At 72.6% G+C, this 14,794-nt stretch carries 12 protein-coding genes; 9 read left to right on the top strand and 3 right to left on the bottom strand.

Features of this window, described 5'->3' with window-relative positions:
* Positions 1–72 precede the first annotated feature (72 nt).
* The 7 genes from AB0469_RS29180 to AB0469_RS29150 all read left to right on the top strand — a co-directional run bounded on the left by AB0469_RS29180 (position 73) and on the right by AB0469_RS29150 (position 9,621).
* A complete protein-coding gene (locus AB0469_RS29180) occupies positions 73–2,100 on the top strand; it encodes an ATP-dependent DNA helicase (RefSeq protein ID WP_366454498.1) in 2,028 nt (675 codons plus the stop codon).
* Positions 2,101–2,374: 274 nt separating this feature from the next.
* Complete coding sequence (locus tag AB0469_RS29175; protein WP_366454430.1) at positions 2,375–2,962, top strand: hypothetical protein; 588 nt, start codon at positions 2,375–2,377, stop codon at positions 2,960–2,962.
* A gap of 229 nt (positions 2,963–3,191) precedes the next feature.
* A complete protein-coding gene (locus AB0469_RS29170; RefSeq protein ID WP_366454429.1) occupies positions 3,192–4,253 on the top strand; it encodes a MoxR family ATPase in 1,062 nt (353 codons plus the stop codon).
* Positions 4,250–6,067, top strand: a complete 1,818-nt coding sequence (locus AB0469_RS29165; protein ID WP_366454428.1) for a hypothetical protein — start codon at positions 4,250–4,252, stop codon at positions 6,065–6,067. Before AB0469_RS29170 ends, AB0469_RS29165 begins: the two co-directional genes overlap by 4 nt.
* Positions 6,068–6,320: 253 nt before the next feature.
* The gene (locus AB0469_RS29160; RefSeq protein ID WP_366454427.1) at positions 6,321–8,207 is read left to right on the top strand and encodes a DNA/RNA non-specific endonuclease; all 1,887 of its coding nucleotides are present in this window, start codon (positions 6,321–6,323) and stop codon (positions 8,205–8,207) included.
* A gap of 125 nt (positions 8,208–8,332) precedes the next feature.
* A complete protein-coding gene (locus tag AB0469_RS29155) occupies positions 8,333–9,073 on the top strand; it encodes a class I SAM-dependent methyltransferase (RefSeq protein ID WP_366454426.1) in 741 nt (246 codons plus the stop codon).
* A gap of 116 nt (positions 9,074–9,189) precedes the next feature.
* On the top strand, positions 9,190–9,621 hold the full coding sequence (locus tag AB0469_RS29150) for an SRPBCC family protein (protein ID WP_366454425.1): 432 nt from the start codon (positions 9,190–9,192) through the stop codon (positions 9,619–9,621).
* Positions 9,622–9,638: 17 nt separating this feature from the next.
* Here the strand turns inward: AB0469_RS29150 and AB0469_RS29145 are convergent, their stop codons facing one another.
* The 3 genes from AB0469_RS29145 to AB0469_RS29135 all read right to left on the bottom strand — a co-directional run bounded on the left by AB0469_RS29145 (position 9,639) and on the right by AB0469_RS29135 (position 12,490).
* On the bottom strand, positions 9,639–10,496 hold the full coding sequence (locus AB0469_RS29145) for an oxygenase MpaB family protein (RefSeq protein ID WP_366454497.1): 858 nt from the start codon (positions 10,494–10,496) through the stop codon (positions 9,639–9,641).
* Between the two features lie 72 nt (positions 10,497–10,568).
* Entirely contained in the window at positions 10,569–11,912 is a 1,344-nt protein-coding gene (locus tag AB0469_RS29140) for a ricin-type beta-trefoil lectin domain protein (RefSeq protein ID WP_366454424.1), read from the bottom strand.
* Positions 11,913–12,004: 92 nt separating this feature from the next.
* A complete protein-coding gene (locus AB0469_RS29135; RefSeq protein WP_366454423.1) occupies positions 12,005–12,490 on the bottom strand; it encodes a DUF2809 domain-containing protein in 486 nt (161 codons plus the stop codon).
* A 227-nt stretch (positions 12,491–12,717) separates the two neighbouring features.
* On the opposite strand from AB0469_RS29135, the gene AB0469_RS29130 reads away from it, so the two are divergent.
* Together AB0469_RS29130 and AB0469_RS29125 are read left to right on the top strand one after the other, a co-directional pair.
* The gene (locus tag AB0469_RS29130) at positions 12,718–14,481 is read left to right on the top strand and encodes a S8 family serine peptidase (protein ID WP_366454422.1); all 1,764 of its coding nucleotides are present in this window, start codon (positions 12,718–12,720) and stop codon (positions 14,479–14,481) included.
* Positions 14,482–14,495: 14 nt separating this feature from the next.
* Positions 14,496–14,765 (top strand): hypothetical protein, encoded by a 270-nt coding sequence (locus tag AB0469_RS29125; protein WP_366454421.1) that lies wholly within the window; start codon positions 14,496–14,498, stop codon positions 14,763–14,765.
* Positions 14,766–14,794 lie beyond the last annotated feature (29 nt).

Here is a 14,794-nt window from a genome sequence, read left to right as displayed (position 1 = left end):
GGATCGAAGGAGCCCCTGTTGTCGAAAACGAATGGTCCCGCTGTGCGCGCAGTCGCATCGGAGCGGGATTACGTGTCCTCCGTGTACGCGTTACTCACCGAGCGGATTTCCGAGGCACGAGCAGATCGGGCGATTGTGCTCGGGTCCCCGGCGGAAAGCGCCGGTGAGGCATACGAGAGGGAAATCGCCGCCGAGCGTCTGGCCAAGGAAATCGGCCGGCTGGAGGGTGCCGAAAAGGGGCTGGTGTTCGGGCGCATCGACCGGACCGATGGAACGGCCCTGCGCATCGGGCGGATCGGACTCCACACGGATGAGGACGACCTGCCTCTGCTCGTGGACTGGCGCGCGAACGCGGCGCGGCCCTTCTACGAGGCGACACCGGTCCACCCGATGGGCCTGCGGCGGCGCCGGCACCTGCGACTGGAGGAGCGCACGGTCGTCTCGGTGAGCGACGAACTGCTGGACGGGACGGCCCCGACCGACGAGGACGTCGTGGGGGACGGCCCGTTGACCGAGGCCCTGTCGGCGCGGCGTACGGGCAGGATGCACGCGGCCGTCGCCACCCTGCAGGCCGAGCAGGACGAGATCGTCCGCTCCGCCCACCGCGGGGTGACCGTGGTGCAGGGCGGGCCCGGCACCGGCAAGACGGTGGTCGCCCTGCACCGGGCGGCCTACGTCCTGTACGCGTTCCCGCGCGCCGCACAGGAGGGGGTCCTGGTGGTGGGCCCGAACGCCCGGTTCCTCGACTACATCTCCCAGGTCCTTCCCTCACTCGGGGAGAACGACGTCGTTCTGGCGACCTGCCGGGAACTGGCCGGAGTGGCCGCCGAGGCGGTGGACCCGTTCGATACGGCGCGCCTCAAGGGCAGCTCCGCGCTCGCCGAGGCCCTGGCCGGCCTGCTGCGCGTCCGCCAGGCCCCCGCCGGTGACTTCACCGTGCGGGTCGGACAGGAGGTCGTCCACCTGTCCGCCGGGGAGGTCGCCGCGGCACGCGACGCGGCCGTGACGGCCGCAGCGGGGCACAACCCCGCCCGCCGGGCGTTCAAGGAGCTCTTGGTGGACGCCGTCACCGACGCGATGCGGCGGGACATGGGCGACCTCCTGGAGCAGATCGACGCCGACGCCGAGAGGATGACGGGCATCGACCTCGACCGGTTCACGGGAGCCGCCCGGCGCCGGGCCGAAGGTGCGGCCGACCCGGGTCCGGCCCACGAGCTGGACCTGGACGCCATCCGAGCCGATCTCCTCGACGACGCCGGCGTCGACCGGGCGGTCGAGGCGCTGTGGCCGCGGCTGGTACCCGGTGACCTCGTGAAGGCGCTCCTGACGGACGCCGACGCGCTCGCCGAACGCCTGCCCGGCCTGACCGTACGGGAGCGGTCCCTTCTCCTGCGCGGTCCGGACGCCCCGTGGACCGATGCGGACGTGGCGTTGCTGGACGAGGCGGCGAGCCTGGTCGACGGTCCCCCCGAGCGGACCTTCGGGCACGTCGTCGTCGACGAGGCGCAGGAACTGACCTCCATGCAGTGGCGGATGATCGTCCGCCGCTGCCCGGGCAGGGCGATGACGCTGGTGGGCGACTTCGCCCAGGCGGGCCCGGTCGCGACGGCACGCGACTGGAAGGAGGCGTTGGGGCCCCACGTCGGACCGCGGTTCAGACTGCACCACCTGACCGTCAGCTACCGCACCACGCAGGAGATCCTGGAGAGCGTACGGGACCTGCTCGCGCGGATCGCTCCGGACCAGAAGCCCACGAGGTCGCTGCGGAGCGGTGAGAGCCCTCGCACCGTGACCGCGCCTGCGGACGGGTCGGCCGCCGCCGTCGTCCAGGAGCTGCGCGCCCAGAGCACCGCGCACCCGGGCGAGCTTCTGGGGGTGATCTGCGCGGACACCAGGGTGAGCGAGCTGACGGCCCGGGGAATCGCCCACCACGCACGCGTCGTGCCGGCGTCCGAAGCCCGCGGCCTGGAATTCGACGGGGTCGTCGTCATGAACCCCGAGGAGATCGTCACGGCCCGCCCCGGTGGGGAAAGGGACTTGTACGTGGCCCTGACCCGGGCCACCAAACGCCTGTGCACCATCACCGTCCGGCCCGCCTGACGGCAGCCCCTCTCGAATCCGTCGAAGGATTCCGGGAGTGCGCCGCAGAAGAAACCCAGAGGGAGGGCATCCATAAAGTCGGTGAACATTTCGCTTTCGGCGTCGCCACCGGATCCGCCGTTTTCGAATGCGTCGGGAGCAGATGCGGCGCGAGTGGCTCGCACAGCGGATCGGCACTTGCGTGCGAGGGCCGCTCCGGGCAGAGTCCCGTCCGGCAGACGCCCACCGGGGCGATTCCGTGCGGGCAGGAGCTGGGGGCAGAGGGATGTGCGTCATGGATGCGGCGGCCAAAGAGGCTGCCGTCGCCCGGTTCGTCCGCGAACACCCGCAGGCAGGGCGGGCCGAACACGACCACCCCGCCCTGGCGGGCTGCGCCGATGCCGACTGGTCGCAGGCTCCCGGTTGCCCCGCCGGGATCCCGGTCCTCCTCCGCGCGCTCCTCGACCGGGCCGCCGGCCCCGAGGCCCTGCGCGTACTGGATAACCTCTTGATGAAGGACATCTTCCACCCGAGCGCGGCGATGCCGACCGCCTTGCCCTTCCTGATCCGCCTGGCGGCCCTCCCCGACCTCGCGGTGCGCCCCGACGTGGTCGTCCTGCTGGCCGTCGTGGCCGAGCTGTCCCGACCCGTCGAAGCGGACGGCGAAGGCCGGGCCGGGCTGTTCGGAAACGACCGCGACCACCCGGAACGCGAACAGTGCCGGGCCGCCTTCGCCGCACACGCTCCCGAGCTGCGCGCGCTGCTGGACGACGAGACCCTTCCGGACGGGCTGCTCAGCGCGGACGACCGCCAGTGCCTGCTCGAGGCCGCGGAACCGCAGCGGGATCGCGGTACGGCCGAAGGCGCACCGCTCCTCCCCTGAAGGCGATCACCGGCGAGTCCGACTCCGCCCGCGGCGTCGTCGTACGTCGGGGAATCGCAGCGTCCTCCCGTTCCGGAGCTTCCCGGAACACCATCCGGGACAGCGACTTCTCGTAAGGAGCGGGGTGTTGGTCGCGCGCGCGGGCGGGAAAACCGGATGCCGGGCTGTGTCCGGTGTGACCACACTGGCCGCACCACACACCGCCCCACCCCGAAGGACGTCACCGCCCGTGCAGGCCGCCGTCACCGTCACCCCCGCCCAGATCCCCGAACTGCTGCTCGGCCTCGCCACCGTGCGGCCCGTTTTCCTCTGGGGGGCGCCCGGCATCGGGAAGTCCTCGCTCGTCAGGAAGTTCGCCGATTCCCTGGGCCTGGAATGCGTCAGCCTCCTCGGCACGCAGCTCGCCCCGGAGGACCTGATCGGCGTACCCCGGATCCGTGACGGCCGCTCGGTCTTCTGCCCGCCCGAGGCCATCGCCCGCGACGAGCCGTACTGCCTCTTCCTCGACGAGCTCAACGCCGCTAGCCCGGACGTCCAGAAGGCCTTCTACTCGCTGATCCTCGACCGCCGGATCGGCTCCTACGAACTGCCCGCCGGCTCCGTCGTCATCGGCGCCGGCAACCGCGCCACGGACAACGCGCTGGCCCGCCCCATCGCCTCCGCCCTGGTCAACCGCCTCACCCACGTCCACCTCCAGGCGTCGGCGCAGGACTGGCTGGTGTGGGCCGGAGAGCACGGCATCCACCCGTGGGTCACGGACTACCTCACCGACCGCCCCGACCACCTCTGGTCACAGCCGCCCAAGACCGAGGAGCCCTTCTCCACCCCGCGCTCCTGGCACATGCTCTCCGACGCCCTGCACTCCTTCGGCGCGGAGCTGGACGAGCAGACCCTCAAGGTGGTCGCCCACGGCACCCTCACGCCCGCCCACGCCGTCTCCTTCTGCGGCTACGCCAAGATCGTCCGTCACACCTTCGGCATCGACGCCATCCTGAAGGGCGACGCCTCCTGGCCCACCCGGCTCCAGGACCGCGACCTGCTCTACTACCTCGCGGAGGCCTTCCGGGGCCGCCTGCTCAAAGAGCTCCCGGCGCAGAAGGAGCACGTCTCGCCGGCCCTGCGCCAGCACATCCACCGCTTCAAGTCGCTCCTCGTCCAGCTCGCCGAGATCTCCGTCGAGGTCGCCCAGACGGTCATCGCCGACGACGCCAACGGCCTGCCCGTACTGCCGGGATGGTTCCTGATCGAGGCCGCCCGCGACATGCCCCGCCTGGTCGAGGCCCGCCGGTGAGCCGCAGCCGCAAGGCCCGGGCGAAGGCCGCCGCCAAGCCCGACCCCGCCGCCCAGGCCTTCGCCGAGGGCCTGGCCCTGGTCAAGCGGAACCCGGCCCTCGGCGCCCTCGACGGCACGATCTGCCGTGAGGCCGCCTGCCCGGAGTCCCCGGACGGGGGCCTGGCCGCCGTCACCTCCAACGGCGTCGTCCACGTCCACCCCACCCGACGGGCCGAACCCCGCGAGTGGGCGTGGGCCCTCGCCCACGCCCTGCTCCACCTCGGTTTCGGGCACGTCCCGGCCGCCGCGGACGAGAACCGCACCCAGCCGGACCCCTTCGACCTCGCCGCCCGCTGCGCGGTCGTCAACCGCTTCCTGCTGACCTTCCCCGTCGGCCGCGCCCCCGACCACCTGCCCGCCGCATACCCCGGCGGCGACGAGGACGAGCTCGCCGCCCGCTGGCGCCGCGACGGCATCCCGCCCGCCTACGAACACTGCGGCACCGCCGGACGCGGCCCCGACCAGGTGCTGACCACCTGGCGGGCCTGGAACACCACCGTGCCCGACTGGCAGACCGGCTTCGCCGCCGCCCTGACCCGCAGCGTCTCGGCCGCCATGGACGTGGCCGGCGGCCGCCGCGACCGGACCACCGGCGAACGCGTCGCCCAGCGCCCCTGGGACCGGGCCCTGAACTGGTTCGTCTCCTCGTACCCGCTGCTCGGCGGGCTCGCCGCCGGCCTGACCGTCGTCGCCGACGCCGAACTGGCCCGCGCCCAGGACATCGCCGTCGCCGCCGTCAGCGCCACCGCCGGCGAGATCTACATCAACCCGCTGCGCACCTTCGAGGACGACGAATGGCGGTTCATCCTGGCCCACGAGATGCTGCACGCCGCCCTGCGCCACGGTGAGCGCCGCGGCGGCCGCGACCCGTACCTGCACAACGTCGCCGCGGACTACGTCGTCAACGACTGGCTGGTGGAGATGCGGATCGGCAGCATGCCCGAAGGCCTGTTGCACGACCCGGCGCTGCGCGGGCTCTCCGTCGAGGAGGTGTACGACCGGATCGCCGGCGACCCGCGCCGGATGCGGCGCCTGGCCACCCTGCGCGGCAAGGGCGCCGGGGACGTCCTGGGCGAGCCCCTCGCGCACGGCACGGGGCGTCCGTTCGCGGATCTCGACGAGTTCTACCGGCGCGGCCTCGTCCAGGGCTTCGACCTGCACCTGCGCGACGGGCGCGGCCTGCTGCCCGCCGGACTCGTCCAGGCGATCCGGGCCCTGGCCCACCCGCCGGTGCCCTGGGACGCCCGGCTCGCCCGCTGGTTCGACGAGTACGTCCCCGGGCCGCAGGCCGTACGGTCCTACGCCCGCCCGGCGCGCCGCCAGGCCTCGACCCCGGACATCCCGCGCGCGGGGCGGTACTTCCCGCCCGAGGAGACCGCCCGCTGCACCTTCGGCGTGGTGCTCGACACCTCCGGGTCGATGAACGCCGCGCTGCTCGGAAAGGCGCTGGGCGCGATCGCCTCGTACGCCGAGGCGCGCGACGTGCCGGCGGCGCGGGTCGTCTTCTGCGACGCGGCGCCGTACGACGCGGGCTACGTCCCGCCGTCCGAGATCGCGGGCCGGGTCCGGGTCCGCGGCCGGGGCGGCACGGTGCTCCAGCCGGGCATCGACCTGCTCCAGCGCGCCGAGGACTTCCCGCCCGCGGCGCCGCTCCTGGTGATCACCGACGGCTGGTGCGACAGCCTGCGCATCCGCCGCGAGCACGCCTACCTCATCCCCCAGGGTGCAGGTCTGCCCTTCACCCCGCGGGGCCCGGTCTTCCGCCTGACCTGACCGCCGTGCCCGACCGCGGGCCGCTGCCCGGCCCTCGGCGTCGGGGGCCCGGACCGCCCCGGGCGCCCGCGCACCTCCGGCACCGGGCGCCCCGTGGCCATGCGCCCCCGCCACTCGGCGCGCTCTCGCCGCGGGCCCGCCGTAGGCTGGACGTACACGCGCACGGCGAGGGCCCACGCGTGCTCGCAGCGCGTCAGTTCGCTTCCGTTTCAACCAACTCGGGGAACCCGACTCCTTTCGGAAGGAGACCCCGATGACCGCCAAGAAGCGTACGTCCGCCACCTCAGGGGCCGCCGCCACGGCGGACGGGCAGGAACAGCTCATCGCCTCGGCCAAGCAGTACATCCGGACCCACGGGTCCGGATACCTCAAGGACCCCAACATCTCCTCGATCGGCATCGGATACCGGGAGACGAAGGGGCGGCGGACCAGGGAACTCACCCTCCAGTTCACCGTCGACACCAAGGTCACCCCGGAGGGCCTGGCCCCGCTGAACACCACGCAGATCCCCCCGGTCATCGACCTCGGCGGCGGCCGGACCCTGCGCACCGACGTGATCGAACGCAGCTACCAGCCGCACTTCCTCGTCGTCCCCGAGGCACAGACCCCGGAGCGGCAGACGCGTGTCGACCCGGTCCGCCCCGGAGTGAGCGTCGGCAGCGTCCACCTGCACGCCGGCACCCTCGGCTGCATCGTCTTCGACAAGAACGACGGCGCCACCTGCATGCTCAGCAACTGGCACGTGCTGAGCGGACACAGCGGCAGGAACGGCGACGAGATCGTCCAACCGGGAACGGACGACGACAGCCGGCTCGCCGCCAACCGCCTCGGCGTCCTGCGGCGCGCCCACCTCGGCACGGCCGGAGACTGCGCCGTGTCGACCATCACCGAACGCGGCGTCGACACGGACATCCTCGGCCTCGGCGTCACACCGAAGCAGCTCGGCGAGCCCCACATCGACGACAAGGTCGTCAAGTCCGGCCGCACCACCGGCGTCACGCACGGCATCGTCACCCGCCCCTTCGCCAAAGTCCGGGTGCCCTACGGACCGCCGGTCGGGACCAAGGAGATCGAGTGCTTCGAGATCGGCCCGGACCCCCGCCACCCCGCACCCGGCGGGGAGATCAGCACGCACGGCGACTCCGGCTCGGCCTGGATGTTCAAGACGCGGGCCGGCAGGCCCTCGGACGTACTGGCCGGCCTGCACTTCGGCGGGGAGGACGCATCCGACCCCGTGGACCGGGCGCTGGCCTGTTTCCCGCGCGCCGTCTTCGAGCAGCTGAAGGTCACCCTGGACCCGCCGGCCGTGGCCTCCCTGGAATCCCTGGCCGCCGGGTACGCCCCCGGGTTCCTCTCCGTGCCGGTGCCCGTCCCGTCGCTCAACCCCTCGATCAAGGACACCGCCGTACGGATCGACGGCTCCGAGGTGATCCCGTACACCCACTTCTCGCTGGCGCTGAGCAAGCCGCGGCGCTTCGCGATCTGGGTGGCCTGGAACATCGACGGCGGCGCCCTCAAGGCCCTCAACCGCAAGGGGATCGACTTCGTCAAGGACCCGCGCGTACCGGCCGGGGACCAGGTCGACAACGCGCTGTACAAGGGCGCCGGCAACCGGCTCGACCGCGGCCACATCGCCCGCCGCGCCGACCTCTGCTGGGGCCCGCTGCCCGAGGCACAGAAGGCCAACCACGACTCGTTCTTCTACACCAACATCACTCCGCAGATGGACGACTTCAACCAGAGCAGGCGCAACGGCCTCTGGGGGAGGCTGGAGGACGCGGTGTTCGCGGACGTCGACGTCGAGGACCTCAAGGTGAGCGTCTTCGGCGGGCCCGTCTTCCAGGACGACGACCGGGAGTTCCGCGGGGTGCGGATCCCCCGCGCGTTCTGGAAGGTCATCGTCTTCTCCGAACAGGGCACGTTCAAGGCCAAGGCGTTCCTGCTGGCGCAGAACCTGGTCCTGCCCGAATCCCTCGAGCTGGACGAGTTCCGCGTGTTCCAGGTCAAGGTCGCCGAGATCCAGAAGCAGGCCCACATCCGCTTCCCCACCGTGATGACCGATGCGGACACCTTCGTGGTGCCCGAGTCCCTGGAGGAACGGCAGCCGCTGGAGAGCCTGGCGGACATCGACTGGAGCTGAACCTGCCGCGAGGATGCAGGTCAGGCCCCCCGCCGTCGAAGACCGCCCCGGGCAGGCCGCGGCCGGTCGTACCGGCGCGAAAATGCGTCGACGGCTCCCCTCGGCACCCGGCAGAGTGGCCACCCGTGACGAGCAGTGAACCGTGGACCCGCGCGACCGCCGACCGCTACGACGCCGAGGAAGCCGAAGCCTCCTCGGCCGCCGTTCTCGGACCCGCCCTCGACTTCCTCGCCGAGCTCGCCGGAGACGGCCGGGCCCTGGAGTTCGCCATCGGGACAGGACGGGTGGGAGTCCCGCTCCGGGAGCGCGGCGTGCCGGTGGTGGGCATCGAACTGTCCGAGCACATGGCAGCGGTGCTGCGGCGCAAGATCGCGGAGGACGCCCTCCCGGTCGCCATCGGGGACATGGCCACCACCGTCGTCCCCGGCGGGTTCACCCTCGTCTACCTCGTCTACAACACGATCACGAACCTGCTCACGCAGGACGAGCAGGTCGCGTGCTTCCGCAACGCCGCACGTCATCTGGAGCCCGGCGGCCGGTTCGTCATCGAACTGGGTGTGCCGCCGCTGCGGCTCCTGCCGCCCGGCCAGGTCGCGGTGCCGTTCGACGTCTCCGGGCAGCACCTCGGCTTCGACACCTTCGACCTGGTCGAGCAGATGCTCGTCTCGCACCACTTCACCCGCGACGGCGACGACGGCCGCTACCGCCGCGAAAACTCCCGGCACCGGTACGCCTGGCCGGCGGAGCTCGATCTGATGGCACGGATCGCCGGGCTCGAGCCGGAACGCCGCGTCGCGGACTGGGACGGGTCTCCGTTCACCCAGGACTCCACGAAGCACGTCTCCGTGTGGCGCAAGCCGGCCTGAGAGCCGGCTTGCGCCACAGCGGGTGGGCGGTCCGCATCGCCGAGTGGTGCATCCGGGGCGCGGGGGAATCCGGAAGACACGTACAGGGAGGCAGCCGTCCGCCGAGGAGGCCGACAATGATCCACGTGGTCCGCACGATGCTCATTCCCCGCCCGATGCAGGACGCCGTGAGGTACTTCGCCGACTTCGCGCACGCTGAGGACTGGGACCCCGCGACGGTCTCATGCGTCCGGCTGGACCGGGGACCCGTGAGTCCGGGCTCGCGATGGCGCAACGTCTCGCGCTTCCGGGGACGCACGAGCGCACTGGTCTACCGGCTCGACACCCACGAGGCCGACCGTCTCGTGTTCAGCGGAGAGAACGCCACGGTCCTCGTCACGGACGACCTCCGGTTCGCACCGGCGTCCGCGGACTCGACACGGCTGACCTACAGTGCGGCCTTCCGCTTCAAGGGCGTCGCCCGGCTCGCGGCTCCGTTCCTGCGCAAGGAGGTCGACCGGCTCGCCGACGACGTCGCCGCTGCCGTCGGCCGTGCGACGGCCCCCTGAGGCCCGAGGAGCAAGGGCTACGTCGCACGGGAGGGCAGCGGCGGCGTCACCCACCGGATGGCGGCGGTGACCACGCGGCCGCCGGGCCCCGCCACGGGCAACAGCAGCCGGACGCTGAGAGGGAGCCCGAGCCGGGACCTGGCCCATCGGGGCAGCAGACCTGCCGCCGCCGCTGCCAGCAGGGCGTACGGGACACGTACGGCGCCCGGCAGTGGAGGATGTGACAGCAGGTAGCCGGTGGTCGCCCGTGACTCGGCGGTGGGGCGGAGCTCCCCGCGGTACGCGCCGAGACGGGCGGTCAGCTCCTCGCGGGATTCCGGCGGCCCTTCCGCCCCCAGCCGGCGCGCGACGTACGCCATGTCGGCCACGTACCCGTCCTGTCCCGGACCGTCCAGGGGCCGGCGGCCGTAGCGCTGGTGGGCCCGCAGGAAGCACTCCGTCTCGGCGCTGTGGACCCAGGCGAGCAGGTGCGGGTCGCAGGCCCGGTAGGCCACGCCCTCGGCGGTCACCCCCGCTATCCGCTCGTGCACTCCCCGTAGCCGGAGCACGGCCCGCTCCGCGTCCTGGGCCGTGCCGAAGGTCGTGACGGCCAGGAAGGTGCTGGTGCGCTGGAGCCGGCCCCAAGGGTCGCCGCGGAACCCGGAGTGCGCCCAGACGGCGGCCATGGCGACCGGGTGCAGCGACTGCAGCAGCAGGGCGGCGAGCCCGCCGACGTACATCGAGGCATCCGCATGCACGGTCCGGATCGGACGGCCGGGTTCGAACCAGCGCGGCCCGGGAGCGCCGTGGATACGGGCACGCCGCTGCCGCGCCGCCGGGCCGGCGACCCGGAGCAGCAGTTCCTCCCCTGCCCGGGTCCTGAGCCCGAGCAGCACCGAGCGTGGCCACCGCACGCCCCCAGCATCCCTCGCTTCGGCTCCCCGCGCCGCCCGGAGCCCGGATTCCGCCTACTTGGGTGCGACCCAGACCTGGCGCTTGTCGCCGCCCGCCGCGTACAGCTGTACCGCGGTGCCGTTGACGGTCTTGCCGCCGGTCACGTCCAGTACCCTGCCGGAGGCCACGTGCACGATCTGGCCCTTGGCGTTGACCGTCCAGCGCTGCGCGGGCGAGCCGTTGCAGTCGTAGAGCTGGATCTTGTTGCCGTTGGCGGCCAGATTGCGCGAGTCGTCCAGGCACTTGCCCAGCGCGCGGAACGTGCCGTCCTTGCCGAGGATCCACGACTGGGCGACCGAGCCGTTGCAGGTGTACAGCTGGATCTGCGTGCCGTTGGCCGCCTTGCCGCCCTTGACGTCCAGGCACTTGCCGCCCAGGCCCGTCACCCTGCCCTGCGGGGGCAGCGCGGCACCCGCCCCGGCGGCGAGGAGCCGCAGCCCCTGCACGTCGAACTGCTGGACGTAGGTACCCGCCCGCTTGTCCTGGTAGGCGTACGTGGGCGAGCACATGACCGGGAACTCCCCGGAGTCGGTCCCCTTGACGCAGTCGCCCTTGGTCAGGCTGCGGTTGGCGTGGGTGAGGCCGAGCGTGTGGCCTATCTCGTGGCTGACGTGGTTCCTCATGTACGTCTCCCCCATCGCCGCCGTGGGCTTGCCCTGCGGCGTGAAGAACGAGTCGTCGATGTAGGCGTGTCCGCTGGTCACGGTCTGCGGTACGGAGGAATTGGTGAAGCCGCAGCTGAGGTTGGCGGTCCCGGAGCCGTCGCGGACCACCTTCCAGCCGGTGCTTCCCATGCTGCCCTCGTCGGCGGGCGGTACGCACGGGCGGTGCAGCACCCCGACGATCACCTCGCCCTTGGCGCGGACGTGGTCCCAGCCCACGGGGCTGGTGTCGACGGTGACCGGCAGCGTGGTGATCCGCTGGAGGTCGGCGGCGGTGGCCTTCGCGTACGGGGCCAGCCAGTCCGCGGACTTCTGGTCGTAGAACCTGATCGTGTAGCCGGTGGTCAGCCACTGGGTGGCGCCGCTCAGCTTCCACCCTTCGCCCGAGGGCGGGTTGGCGGTGCCGGCCCCGGCGGTCGTGGTGATGCCCGGGCGCGGTGCGGGCCCCGCCGGGTCGCCGAGCGTCAGCACCCCGCCCTTGAAGGCCGTGTTGTCGCTGGTGTAGGTGGCGGAGTCCGGCGCGTGGGCGTCCGGCGCGTCCTCGACGGGCGGGATCGTGACCGTCTCGGCGGCTTCCGCTCCGCCTCCGGAGTCCTCGGTACCGAACGCGGTGGGGGCGAGGAGCCCTCCGCCCACGGCCGCCGCCACGGCGCAGGCCGCCATCGCTGCCTTCCGGCGCTTGCCTATGAATGCCAAATCCCCGTTGCCTCTCCTTGTGAAAGCTCCCGGCCCGCACCCACCAGGGGGCGGAACACCGGGAGTTGATCAGATCATAGGAGAGGAAGAAGTCACCGCCTGCGCCACCCGGCGCGCGCGGGCTCCGGATCGCCGCGCCGGGCCCGTCGCAGCGCCGAGTGGACCAGCCAGCCCGCGGCGGCGCCGACCGCGTACCAGGCCAGGTCGGGGGCGTTGAAGGTGGAGCCGAGCACGAGACGGGCGAGGGTACTGCGCCGGGAGAGCTCCGCGGGCACCGGACCGAGCTGGAGGAACTCGACCGCCCAGCTGACGACGAGCGCGATCGCCGCGGCTCGCGCGGGCGACAGCCGCGGGGCGACCACGACGACGAGCGCCAGGAGCAGGACGGTGTACAGCGCGTCGCCGCCGTACTTGGCCACGTCCCCCGCCGTCACCGCCCTGAGCCCCAGCCCCGCGCCGACGGTCAGCACGGCGGCCGCCACCGCCGCGGCGCGGGTGCGGTCCGGACGGGCGGGAGCGCGGTCCGGTGCGGCGGGGCCGGGGAGCTCGCGGTCGGGGTGCGGGGGTGCGGAGGCCATCGGATCATGGTGCCGGATGCACGGGCCGAGCCGGTGCGGGGCCCGGCCGGAGCCGGAGGAGACGGAATGGGCCGGGCGGCCGTCCAGGGAATGGTTTTTTCGCCCATCGATGGAGTGACGTCCCCCCCGCGGCAGGCCTGTCGGCCGTCCGCCACGGCCGTCCCGGGCCGAGTGTGGAAAGGAAGCCGGTACGTCCGGTTCCTGGCGACTCCGAGGGAGAAGCGGCCATGGACTACAGCAAGCTCGCACCCCAACTGGCAGCCACCTACACGAAATACCAGCAGGAGGGCCGCAGACGCTCCCCGCTGGCGGCGACGGGCCGGATGCTCGGGCTCGTCTCGCTCCGGGAGCGGGCCAAACCGCTGCGGGTGGTGGTGTCGCTCGTGTGCGATCCGGACGTACCCCTGGACGGCGACCTCGGGGAGGGCGTCGAGCTCAACGCGGGCGGCAAGCGGATCCGTACCGCCATCGTCCCGATGGACTCCCTGGCGGACCTCGCCGCACACCCGGGCGTCCGGCGCATCGTCCCCGCCACGCAGCTGCGTCCGCTCCTCGACCGGGCGCAGGCCAAGGTGCACGTGCCCGACTTCCGCACGCGTACCGAACTCACCGGCAAGGGAGTCGTCGTCGGCATCGTCGACACCGGTATCGACCCGAGGCATCCGGCCTTCACCGGCCGGATCGACCGCATCTGGGACCAGACGGTCCAGGGCGGCGAGGGAGTCCCGGAGGGCGGCTACGGCGTCGAGTTCACCGGCATCGGAGCGGCCACCCCGTCCCGGGACACGGAAGGGCACGGGACCCACGTCGCGGGCATCGCCGCCGGCAAGGACGGAGTGGCTCCCGGGGCCCGTCTGGTGATGGTCAAGACCGACTTCCGGGACGCCCACATCACCGACGGCATCCAGTACGTCTTCCGGGTGGCACGCGATCTGGGCCTGCCGGCGGTGGTGAACCTCAGTCTCGGCGGGCACCACGACGCGCACGACGGCACCGACGCCATGTCCCAGGCGATCGCGGAGGAGTCCGGACCGGGCAGGATCGTCTGCTGCGCCGCGGGCAACGAGGGCGAGGACGACATCCACGCGCAGCTCACGGTCACCGAGGACGCCACCGCCTCCGTCCCCTGCCACCCGGGCGTCCTGCGGGGTGGGCCCGACACGTTCTGGCTCAACGGGTGGTACGCCGGCACGGAACGGTTCGAGGTCGCGATCGGCACGCCGTCGGGCGCCTCGACCCCCTTCCAGCCCGTACGCGGGCCCGGGGAGGAGACGGTGGAGTTCGACCTGCCGGAGGGCACGGTCCAGATCACCACTCCGGGCCCCGGTCCGGACAACGGGGACGTCAACTTCTTCGTACAGGTGGATCCGAAGTCCGCCGGCCCGCACACCCCCCACGCTGCTCCGGGGAAGTGGCGCCTGCTGGTGCGGGGCGACGCGGTGAACGGCGACGGCCGGGTCGACGTGTGGATCCTCGGGGACTCCGAAGCTCGGCCCCAGCCGCAGTTCAGCGGTCCCGGGGTCGACGACGCGATGAAGATCGGCTCGCCCGGGGCCGCGGCGTCGGCGATCACGGTGGCCGCCTTCACCACGCGTACGGACTGGAAGGACATCGACGGCGTCGCCGAGCAGGCGCCGTCGCTGGAACTGGGGAAGATCGCCGGTTTCAGCAGCGAGGGCCCCCTCCGGGACGGCTCCCAGAAGCCGGACATCACCGCCCCCGGCGCCATGATCGTCTCCTCGCTGTCCCGGGAGGCCGTCGACCAGCCGCGGGCGCTCGTCATCAGTCAGCGCGAGGTGGCCATGGCGGGGACCAGCATGGCCTCGCCGTTCATCGCGGGGATCGCCGCGCTCGTGCTCCAGCGCGATCCGCACTGCGACCCGGCCGCGTTCAAATCCCTGCTCAACGCCAACGCGGCCATTCCCGGCAGCCCCCAGGGCGCCGTGGACCACCGGTGGGGTCATGGACTCCTGGACGCCACCGGACTCTGAGGACGGACGTGGACGTGGACTACCGCAAGCTCGACGCCGCCCTCGGGCGGGCCCTCGGCGCCGGGGACGTCGACCCCGCGGCCCGGGACCTGCTGGTCCTCGTCCGCCTCACGGAGCCGCCGTCGGAGGGGCAGCTGGAGCAGCTGCGCCGGGCGGGCGTGAACGCCGCCGGCACCGGGCGCACGGTCCTGACGGGCACCCTGTCGCGTCAGGACGTCGAGACGCTCTCCGACCAGCCCTGGGTCCTCTCGCTCTCCCTGTCCGGCAGCAGACGCCCGCTGTAGGCCGGACGGCTCGGCCCCGGTCCCCGCGA

Source organism: Streptomyces sp. NPDC093801, from assembly GCF_040701585.1.
Classification (GTDB): domain Bacteria; phylum Actinomycetota; class Actinomycetes; order Streptomycetales; family Streptomycetaceae; genus Streptomyces.
The sequence above is the reverse complement of the archived record's forward strand: the minus strand, read 5'-3'. Positions and strand labels throughout refer to the sequence as shown.